This window comes from Cupriavidus sp. WS (assembly GCF_000395345.1).
Classification (GTDB): Bacteria; Pseudomonadota; Gammaproteobacteria; order Burkholderiales; family Burkholderiaceae; genus Cupriavidus; species Cupriavidus basilensis_B.
Genome location: NZ_AQPL01000157.1, coordinates 1 through 9,089, shown reverse-complemented (window position 1 = coordinate 9,089; position 9,089 = coordinate 1). Strand labels below are relative to the sequence as shown.

Here is a 9,089-nt window from a genome sequence, read left to right as displayed (position 1 = left end):
GCCGGGCCTTTCGCCCGCCGCGCCGGTTTCCCCGCATGGCGCCCATGCCGCCCATGCCGCTCATGTGGCCTTCAGAGGACAGGATTCTTTCATGCTGCGCACCGACACGCCCGTTACCGTCCACCGCAAAGACTATACTCCGCCGGCCTTCGCTTTTGAGCACGTCGACCTCGTGCTCGAACTCGACCCGGCGCGCACGGTGGTGACCAACACGCTCCGCTTCCGGCGCCAGGCGCCCGGCCCGCTGGTGCTGGCCGGCGAAGAACTCGAGCTGGTCGGCGTCAGCCTCGACGGCCGCCCGCTCGGCGATGCCCGCCAGGAGGCCGGCACCCTCACCTTGCCCGAGCTGCCCGCGCATGGCACGCTGGAGATCGTCACCGCCTGCCAGCCAGCCGCCAACACCTCGCTGTCCGGCCTCTACGTCTCCAACGGCAATTTCTTCACCCAGTGCGAGGCCGAGGGCTTTCGCAAGATCACCTACTACCTCGACCGCCCGGACGTGATGTCCGTCTTCCGCGTGACGCTGCGCGCCGAGCGCGCGGCCTACCCGGTGCTGCTGTCCAACGGCAACCTGGTCGGCGAGCGCGAGCTGCCCGGCGGGCGGCACGAAGCGGTGTGGGAAGACCCGTTCAAGAAGCCGTCCTACCTGTTCGCGCTGGTGGCCGGCAAGCTCGAGCGCATCGAGGAACGCATCACCGCGGCCTCCGGCAAGGAAAAGCTGCTGCAGGTCTGGGTGGAGCCGCAGGACCTGCCCAAGACGCGCCACGCGATGGACTCGCTGATCCATTCGATCCGCTGGGACGAGCGGCGCTTCGGCCTGGAGCTCGACCTCGACCGCTTCATGATCGTCGCCGTGGGCGACTTCAACATGGGCGCGATGGAGAACAAGGGCCTCAACATCTTCAACACCAAGTACGTGCTGGCCAACGCGCAGACCGCCACCGACGCCGACTTCGGCAACATCGAGTCGGTGGTCGGCCACGAGTACTTCCACAACTGGACCGGCAACCGCGTGACCTGCCGCGACTGGTTCCAGCTCTCGCTCAAGGAAGGCCTGACCGTATTCCGCGACCAGGAATTCTCGGCCGACATGATGGGCTCCGAGTCGGGCCGCGCGGTCAAGCGCATCGAGGACGTGCGCGTGCTGCGCCAGGTGCAGTTCCCCGAGGACGCCGGCCCGATGGCGCACCCGGTGCGCCCGGACAGCTACGAGGAGATCAACAACTTCTACACCGTCACGGTCTACGAGAAAGGCGCCGAGGTGGTGCGCATGTACCAGACCCTGCTGGGCCGCGCGGGCTTCCGCAAGGGCATGGACCTGTACTTCCAGCGCCACGACGGCCAGGCCGTGACCTGCGACGACTTCCGCGCCGCGATGGCCGACGCCAACGGGCGCGACCTGAGCCAGTTCGGCCGCTGGTACAGCCAGGCCGGCACGCCGGTGGTGAGCGTGCGCACCGCCTGGAACGGCGACGAAGGCAGCCTCACGCTCACGCTCGCGCAGCACTGCCCCAAGGTCGGCATCGAGACGCGCCCCGGCACGCCGGACAAGCTACCGTTCCACATCCCGTTCGCGCTGGGCCTCATCGACGCCGGCGGCCGCGACCTGCCGCTGCAGCTCGAAGGCGAGAGCCGGCCCGGCGCCACCACGCGCGTGCTCGACTTCACCGAGGCCGAGCAAAGCTTCCGCTTCGTCAACCTGCCGCGCGGCGAGGCGCCGCCGCTGCCGTCGCTGCTGCGCGATTTCTCCGCGCCGGTGATCGTCGACGCCGACTACAGCGAGGCCCAGCTCACCTTCCTGCTGGCCCACGACAGCGACCCGTTCAACCGCTGGGAAGCCGGCCAGCGCCTGGCCACGCGCGCCCTGCTGCAACTGGTGTCGGACGCGCAGGCCGCACGCGAGCTCAGGCTCGACCCGGCGCTGGTGGCGGCGCTGCGCACCGTGCTCAACGACGGGCAGCTCAGCCCCGCCTTCCGCGAGCAGGCGCTCACGCTGCCGGCCGAAGGCTACCTGGCCGAGCGCATGGGCGTGGCCGACCCGGCCGCCATCCACCGCGCGCGCCAGTTCATGCGCGAAGCGCTGGCGCGCCAGCTCCAGGCCGACTGGCTGGCCGCCTACCACGCCAACGCCACGCCCGGCGACTACAGCCCCGACGCCGTCTCCGCCGGCAAGCGCGCGCTGCGCAACCTGGCGCTGGGCTACCTCGCCGACAGCGGCGACGCCGCCATGCAGGCGCTGGCCGAGGCGCAGTACCACGCGGCCGACAACATGACCGACCGCTTCGCCGCGCTGGCCGCGCTGGTCAACAGCTTCGCCCCGGGGCGCGAAGCCGCGCTGGCCGATTTCTACCAGCGCTTCGAGCACGACGCGCTGGTGATCGACAAATGGTTCTCGCTGCAAGGCATGCAGCGCGGCACGGTGGAGCCGCGCGACACCGGCCACGCCGGCAAGCACACCATCGACACCGTGCGCGCGCTGATGACGCACCCGGCCTTCAACCTGCGCAACCCCAACCGCGCGCGCTCGCTGATCTTCAGCTTCTGCGCCGCCAACCCGGCCCAGTTCCACGCCGCGGACGGCTCCGGCTACGCGTTCTGGGCCGAACAGGTGCTGGCGCTCGACGCCATCAACCCGCAGGTCGCCTCGCGCCTGGCGCGCGTGATGGACCGCTGGCAGAAATACGCGCTGCCGCTGCGCGAGCGCATGCGCGCCGCGCTGGAACAGGTGGCCGCCGCCCGCGACCTGTCGCGCGACGTGCGCGAGATCGTGGGCAAGGCGCTGGCGCCGTAAATGTCCTAGGCAAGCGCCGCAAGCGCCGCCCCGGCGGGCCGTCCGCGCGCGGGCGGCCCGCGCCGATCCCCCCGCGCGGGCGGCCTGCGCGCCATGCGCCCCATGTAGAATTGCGCCCATTCAAGGAGAAATCGCATGAGTCGCATCAGCCTCACCCGCTACCTGGTCGAGGAGCAGCGCAAACACAACACGATCCAGCCCGAGCTGCGGCTGCTGATCGAGGTCGTGGCGCGCGCCTGCAAGGCCATTTCCAACTCCGTCAGCAAGGGCGCCCTGGCCGGCATCCTCGGCTCGGCCGGCACCGGCAACGTGCAGGGCGAGACCCAGCAGAAGCTGGACGTGATCGCCAACGAAGTCCTGCTCGACGCCAACGAATGGGGCGGCCACCTCGCCGCGATGGCCTCGGAGGAGATGGACAGCTTCTACGAGATCCCCAACCGCTATCCCAAGGGCGAATACCTGCTGATGTTCGACCCGCTCGACGGCTCGTCCAACATCGACGTCAACGTCTCGATCGGCACCATCTTCTCCGTGCTGCACATGCCCAAGCCGGGCCAGACCGTGACCGACGCCGACTTCCTGCAGCCCGGCACCCACCAGGTCGCCGCCGGCTACGCCGTGTACGGCCCGCAGACCACGCTGGTGCTGACCGTCGGCAACGGCGTGCACATGTTCACGCTGGACCGCGAAGCGGGCAGCTTCGTGCTCACCCAGTCGGACGTGACGATTCCCGAGGACACCAGGGAATTCGCCATCAACATGTCCAACATGCGCCACTGGGCCCCGCCCGTGCGCCGCTACATCGACGAATGCCTGGCCGGCGACGAAGGCCCGCGCGGCAAGAACTTCAACATGCGCTGGATCGCCTCGATGGTGGCCGACGTGCACCGCATCCTCACGCGCGGCGGCATCTTCATGTACCCGTGGGACAAGCGCGAGCCGGAAAAGCCCGGCAAGCTGCGCCTGATGTACGAAGCCAATCCGATGGCCATGCTGGTCGAGCAGGCCGGCGGCGCCGCCACCAACGGCCAGCAGCGCATCCTGGAGATCCAGCCGGAAAAGCTGCACCAGCGCGTGTCGGTGATCCTCGGCTCGAAGAACGAGGTGGAGCGCGTCACGCGCTACCACCAGGAAGAGCAGGCCGCCGGCTGACAGTCGCGGATGGCCACGAAAAAGGGACGTCCGCGGACGTCCCTTTTTTCCGCCGCCGGCCGTGCCGCAACGTGCTCGCGAAGGCGCGAATTTTTTGCAGCAGGGACTTCCCATCCCCAGAAAACGTTGCTATTATTGCGGGCTTCATCCAGTAGTTGTTTCACGGATGGTGAGGCCGAAGTAGCTCAGTCGGTAGAGCAGCTCATTCGTAATGAGAAGGTCGGGGGTTCGATTCCTCTCTTCGGCACCACAAGAATTCTTGCCGCCACTCCGGCGGCATGCGGAAACCCGGACAGCCCACGGCTCTCCGGGTTTTTTGTTGCCCGCCGGAAAGACCTCCTGCGCATGGCGCCGCCTCGCCCTCCTCCCCGGCCGCGCGCTACCGCCGCGAAGAAATGACCACCGTGCCGTCCTGCTTGCGCGACACGGCCACCGGGGCGACCACGGGCAGCATGTCGAGCAGGTGGTCCGGGTCGGCGCTGGAGAAGCCGCCGGTGATCTGGACCTTGCCGGCGCGCGCGTCGGCCAGCACGATGGGCGCGGCGCGGTAGCGCTGGAGTTCGCTGACGACGTCGGTCAGCGCGGTGCCGTTGAAGTCGAGGCGCCGGTCCTTCCAGCTCACCAGCGTATCGAACGATTTCGGGTCGAGGCTGGTGAGCACCGAGCCGTCGACCCGCACCGCCTCGCTCGGCCCCAGTTCGGCCGGCGCGGCGGCGCCGGCCGCGCTGACCTCGACGCGCCCTTCCAGCACCGCCACGCTGACGCCGCCGGCCAGCCTGCGCACGCTGAAGCGCGTGCCGATGTCGCGGATGTCGATCGCGTCCGCGAACACGTGGAACGGGCGCCACTGGCTATGCCTGACCGAGAACAGCGCCTCGCCGCGCTCCAGCGTCCATTCGCGCGAGCGCAGGCGGTTGACGAAGCGGCCGGCGGTGTTGGTGTTCAGCAGCACCGCGCTGCCGTCGTCGAGGTCGATGGTGCGCTGCTGCCCGATCGCGGACGAGGCTTCCTGCCGGGACAGCACGGGGTTGACCGTCCACAGCACCGAGGCCGCGAGGCCGGCGGCCAGCAGGTACGTGGCGGGCGAGCGGTGCCAGCGCAGCGCGCGCGCCGGCGCGAGCCGCGGCGCGGGGGTGGGCTCGACGTGCCGGGCATAGCGGACCTTGAGGTCGGACAGGTTCCGGTCCAGCGAGCGGTCGGCCGCTTCGAGCTGGCGCACGTAGGCCTGGCGCTCGCCGCTCTGGCGGGTCCAGTCATCCAGAGCGGCCCTGGCCGATGCGCTCTGCGCCGTGTCGCCGAACTGGGCGGACACGAGGAGGCTTTCGGCATAGTCCTGCTCGGACGGAGTTAACGGCATGTCGGCATGTCTGGACGACTGGCGTGAAGGAAACGAAGCCGCTCGTTATGATTGCGTCGCGCCACGGCAGGCCCGCATCGCCTGGATCAGGTACTTGTGCACGACGGCGGCACTGATGCCCATTTCGGCGGCGGCTTCGTCATAGGATAGGCCATGAAGTTTACACAGGACGAACGCTTCGCGGCAACGGGGCGGCAGTCCGTCCAGCACTTCGCACAGTTTCCGCAGTGTCTGCTGACTCACGGCTTCCTGCTCCGGGCCTACTTCGACGTGGCCATACCGGTCGAAGTCGTCGTCGCCCTCCTCGCTGGATGCATGAAACGATTCCCACAATACACGTGAACGCCGCCGCACATGATCGATCCGCAACCCCTGCGCGATGCGGAACAGCAGGCCGCGCGGAGACGCCACCTGATGCGTCTGCCCGTAGACCAGCGCGCGCTCGAACGAGGATTGCGCCACGTCGCGGGCATCGTCCACGTTGAGCTCGCGCGACAGGATGCGCACCAGTTCCTGATAGCCGTTCACCAGTTCATCGACGAAATTCATGGTCACGCGGCTCCAGGCGCGCGCGGCGGCATTCCCGCGCGGACGATGTCGCCGGGACCGCCGCGGCAATCCATCGCGGCCGGCGCCGGGCGGCGACCGGCGCTCATCGGGACGGGGATGCAAGCGCGCCAAGCGCGAGCGCGCTGGCACCGGCTGCGGGGGCCGACTTCTTCATGGTTTTTCTCTCCCTTTTCTTCGTTCCGGTCCGGCATGCATGGCGGCACCGGGCTCCCGGTTTCTTCATTGCAACTGCCGTGCCAGCGTGCCGCCGCAGCGGCGCCGCGCGACGCGCATGCGCAATGAAATGCGCGGCGAAGCGGCCTTTCTTGCCCGCGGTTGCGCCCGGCTGCGCAGTCGCGGGCACGTCAGTCCAGGTTGCCGCGCGATCGCGGTTTTCGCGGCGGCGCGCGATGCGCGAGGACGGGCTCGCGCCGGCGGCGCGCCCCGCGTTTTCGCGCGCTTCGGCTGCACCGGCATGCAGCAGCGCGCGGCCGTTCGGCGGCCATCCACACCAAGGCGGTGCAGCGCGGGAACCATCGTGAAACCGGCCCCGCTCCGGCGGCTGGCAGGCCGCGGAACTCGCCGCGATGACGTCGAAAAAAATGCGGAGCGCGCATGCGGAACGTGGCATGACGGCGTGCCTTCGCCCGCGAAGGCGGCGGCATCGGGACAGACCTGCGTGGGGACTTGGGACGGTTGCCGCGCGTCGGCGGCGATGTGCGGCGCCTGTGCCCGGCATCGTGCGCGCGCCGGACACAGGCATGGGTGCGGCCGGCAGGCCGCGGCTTACTTGCCGGCGATCGTCATCTGCTCGATCAGCACCGAGCCGGATTCGTTGGTCCCGCGCACGATCGCATCGGCGCCGACCGCGACGATGTTGCGGAACATGTCCTGCAGCGTGCTGGCCACCGTGATCCCCTCGACCGGATACTGGATCGCGCCGTTCTCGACCCAGAACCCGGCCGCGCCATGCGAATAGTCGCCGGTCACGTAGTTGATGCCGTTGCCCATCAGCTCCGTCAGCAGCAGGCCCGTGCCCATCGTCTTGAGCATCGCGCCGAAATCGTCGCCGCCGCGGGTGCGGGCGCTGCGCAGCGCGAGGTTGTGCGGGCCGCTGGCGTTGCCGGTGCTGCGCATGCCGAGCCGGCGCGCCGAATAGGTCGACAGGAAATAGCCCTCCACCACGCCGTCCTTCACGAGGCTGCGCGCATGCGTGCGCACGCCCTCGGCGTCGAACGGCGCGCTGCCCAGCGCGCGCGGCAGGTGCGCGTCCTCGGCGATCTGCACGTGTGGCGCGAACACCGGCTTGCCGAGGCTGTCGGCGAGAAACGACGACCTGCGGTACAGCATGCCGCCGCTGGCCGCGTGGGCGAACACGCCGAGCAGGTCCGCCGCCAGCGCGGCCTCGAACAGCACCGGCACCTTGCAGGTGTCGAGACGGCGCGCGCCCATGCGCGCCAGCGCCCGCTGCGCGGCGCGGCGGCCGACCGACTCCGGCGACGCGAGATCGTCCGCGCTGCGCTGCACGGTGTACCAGTTGCCGCGCTGCATGTCGGCGCCGCTGCCCGCGATCGGCGCGCACGCGATGTAGTGCTGCGAATGCGGATAGCCGCCGGCGAAGCCCTGCGAGGTCGCGCGCACGAACTGCCAGTGGCGGGCCGACACGCTCGCGCCGTCCGAGTTGCGCACCTGCGCGCCGGCGGCGAACGCCGCCGCTTCCGCGCGGCGGGCGACTGCCACCGCGTCGTCGGCGGAAAGCGGCCACGGGTGGTACAGGTCGAGGTCGCGCGGCGCGGTCTCGAGCAGGTCGGGGTCGGCCAGGCTTGCCGCGTCGTCGTCGGCCGTGAAGCGCGCGATGTTGCACGCGGCCGCGACGGTATCCCTGAGCGCCGCTGGCGAGAAGTCCGAGGTGCTGGCGGCGCCGCGCCGCTTGCCGATGAAGACGGTGACGCCGGCGGTCTTGTCGCGGCTGCGCTTGACGGTCTCGACATCCCCGCGGCGCACCGACACCGACAGGCCGTCGCCTTCGGAAATCTCGGTGGCCGCGTCGGTCGCGCCGAGCGCCCTGGCGTGGCGGAGGATGTCCGCCGCCATGTCTTTCAGTTGGTCCTGCGTGTGCGCGAAATGCCGCGCCCGCGTATCGGAAGTAACAGCCATTGTCATGTATCCGTCGATGCTTCAGTTGGTTCCGCCGACCGTCATCCGGTCGATCCGCAAGGTCGGCTGGCCGAGCCCCACCGGCACGCTCTGCCCCATCTTCCCGCAGTTGCCGACGCCCGCGTCGAGCGCCATGTCGTTGCCGATCATGCTGACGTACTTGAGCGATTCCGGCCCGCTGCCGATCAGCGTGGCGCCCTTCACCGGGTGCGTGATCCTGCCGTCTTCGATCAGATAGGCCTCGGAGGCGGAGAACACGAAATTGCCGTTCGTGATGTCGACCTCGCCGCCGCCGAACTTGCATGCGTACAGGCCATGCTTCACGGATTCGACGATCTCGCGCGGGTCCTTGTCGCCGTTGCGCATGTAGGTGTTGGTCATGCGCGGCATCGGCAGCGCCGAGTACGACTCGCGGCGCGCGTTGCCCGTCACCGGCATGCCGTTCAGGCGCGCGCTCAGGGTGTCCTGGATGTACCCCGTCAGGATGCCGTCCTCGATCAGCGTCGTGCACTGGGTCGGGTTGCCTTCGTCGTCGATGTTGAGCGAGCCGCGATGGCCCGGCAGCGTGCCGTCGTCGACCACCGTGACGCCCCGGGCCGCGACCTGCTCGCCGAGCCTGCCGGCGAACACCGACGAGCCCTTGCGGATGAAGTCGCCCTCCAGGCCGTGGCCGATCGCTTCGTGCAGCAGCACGCCGGGCAGGCCCGGCCCGAGCACCACGGTCATCACGCCCGCCGGCGCAGCGCGCGCCTCCAGGTTGACCAGCGCGGTGTCCACCGCCTCGCCGACGTAGCGCGCCAGCACCGCGTCGGTGAAGCCTCCGTAGTCGGTGCGGCCGCCGCCGCCGCCCGCGCCCTCTCCGCGCCGGCCGTTCTGCTCGGCGATCACCGTGACCGAGAGCCGCACGAGCGGGCGGACGTCGGCGCCGAGCACGCCGTCGCTGCGCGCCACCAGCACCACGTCGTAGGTGCCGGTCAGGCTGGCCATCACCTGCCTGACGCGCGGGTCGCGCGCGCGGGCCATCCGCTCGACGCGCTCGAGCAGCTTCACCTTCGCGGTGGCGTCGAGCGATGCCAGCGGATC

7 protein-coding genes and 1 tRNA gene are annotated in these 9,089 nt (G+C 69.8%); 3 read left to right on the top strand and 5 right to left on the bottom strand.

The window, feature by feature from the left end; genetic code table 11:
* Window positions 1-91 precede the first annotated feature (91 nt).
* The 3 genes from pepN to K206_RS0113850 all read left to right on the top strand — a co-directional run bounded on the left by pepN (window position 92) and on the right by K206_RS0113850 (window position 4,193).
* Window positions 92-2,791 (top strand): aminopeptidase N, encoded by a 2,700-nt coding sequence (gene pepN / locus K206_RS0113860; protein ID WP_020203003.1) that lies wholly within the window; start codon window positions 92-94, stop codon window positions 2,789-2,791.
* Between the two features lie 135 nt (window positions 2,792-2,926).
* Entirely contained in the window at window positions 2,927-3,943 is a 1,017-nt protein-coding gene (locus K206_RS0113855; protein WP_020203002.1) for a class 1 fructose-bisphosphatase, read from the top strand.
* 174 nt (window positions 3,944-4,117) lie between these two features.
* Window positions 4,118-4,193, top strand: a tRNA-Thr gene (locus K206_RS0113850).
* A 129-nt stretch (window positions 4,194-4,322) separates the two neighbouring features.
* Here K206_RS0113850 and K206_RS38210 read toward each other — a convergent pair.
* From K206_RS38210 to tldD, 5 genes are all read right to left on the bottom strand, one after another.
* Window positions 4,323-5,300, bottom strand: coding sequence for a FecR family protein (locus K206_RS38210; RefSeq protein WP_020203001.1), 978 nt, complete (start codon window positions 5,298-5,300; stop codon window positions 4,323-4,325).
* Between the two features lie 45 nt (window positions 5,301-5,345).
* Window positions 5,346-5,849, bottom strand: a complete 504-nt coding sequence (locus K206_RS0113840) for an RNA polymerase sigma factor (RefSeq protein ID WP_020203000.1) — start codon at window positions 5,847-5,849, stop codon at window positions 5,346-5,348.
* A gap of 103 nt (window positions 5,850-5,952) precedes the next feature.
* Window positions 5,953-6,480: a hypothetical protein gene (locus K206_RS42815; RefSeq protein ID WP_155888063.1), complete on the bottom strand. Its 528-nt coding sequence runs from the start codon at window positions 6,478-6,480 to the stop codon at window positions 5,953-5,955.
* A 155-nt stretch (window positions 6,481-6,635) separates the two neighbouring features.
* On the bottom strand, window positions 6,636-8,006 hold the full coding sequence (gene pmbA / locus K206_RS0113835) for a metalloprotease PmbA (protein WP_029043608.1): 1,371 nt from the start codon (window positions 8,004-8,006) through the stop codon (window positions 6,636-6,638).
* 21 nt (window positions 8,007-8,027) lie between these two features.
* On the bottom strand, window positions 8,028-9,089 hold a 1,062-nt coding region (gene tldD, locus K206_RS0113830; protein WP_020202998.1), incomplete at its 5' end, for a metalloprotease TldD.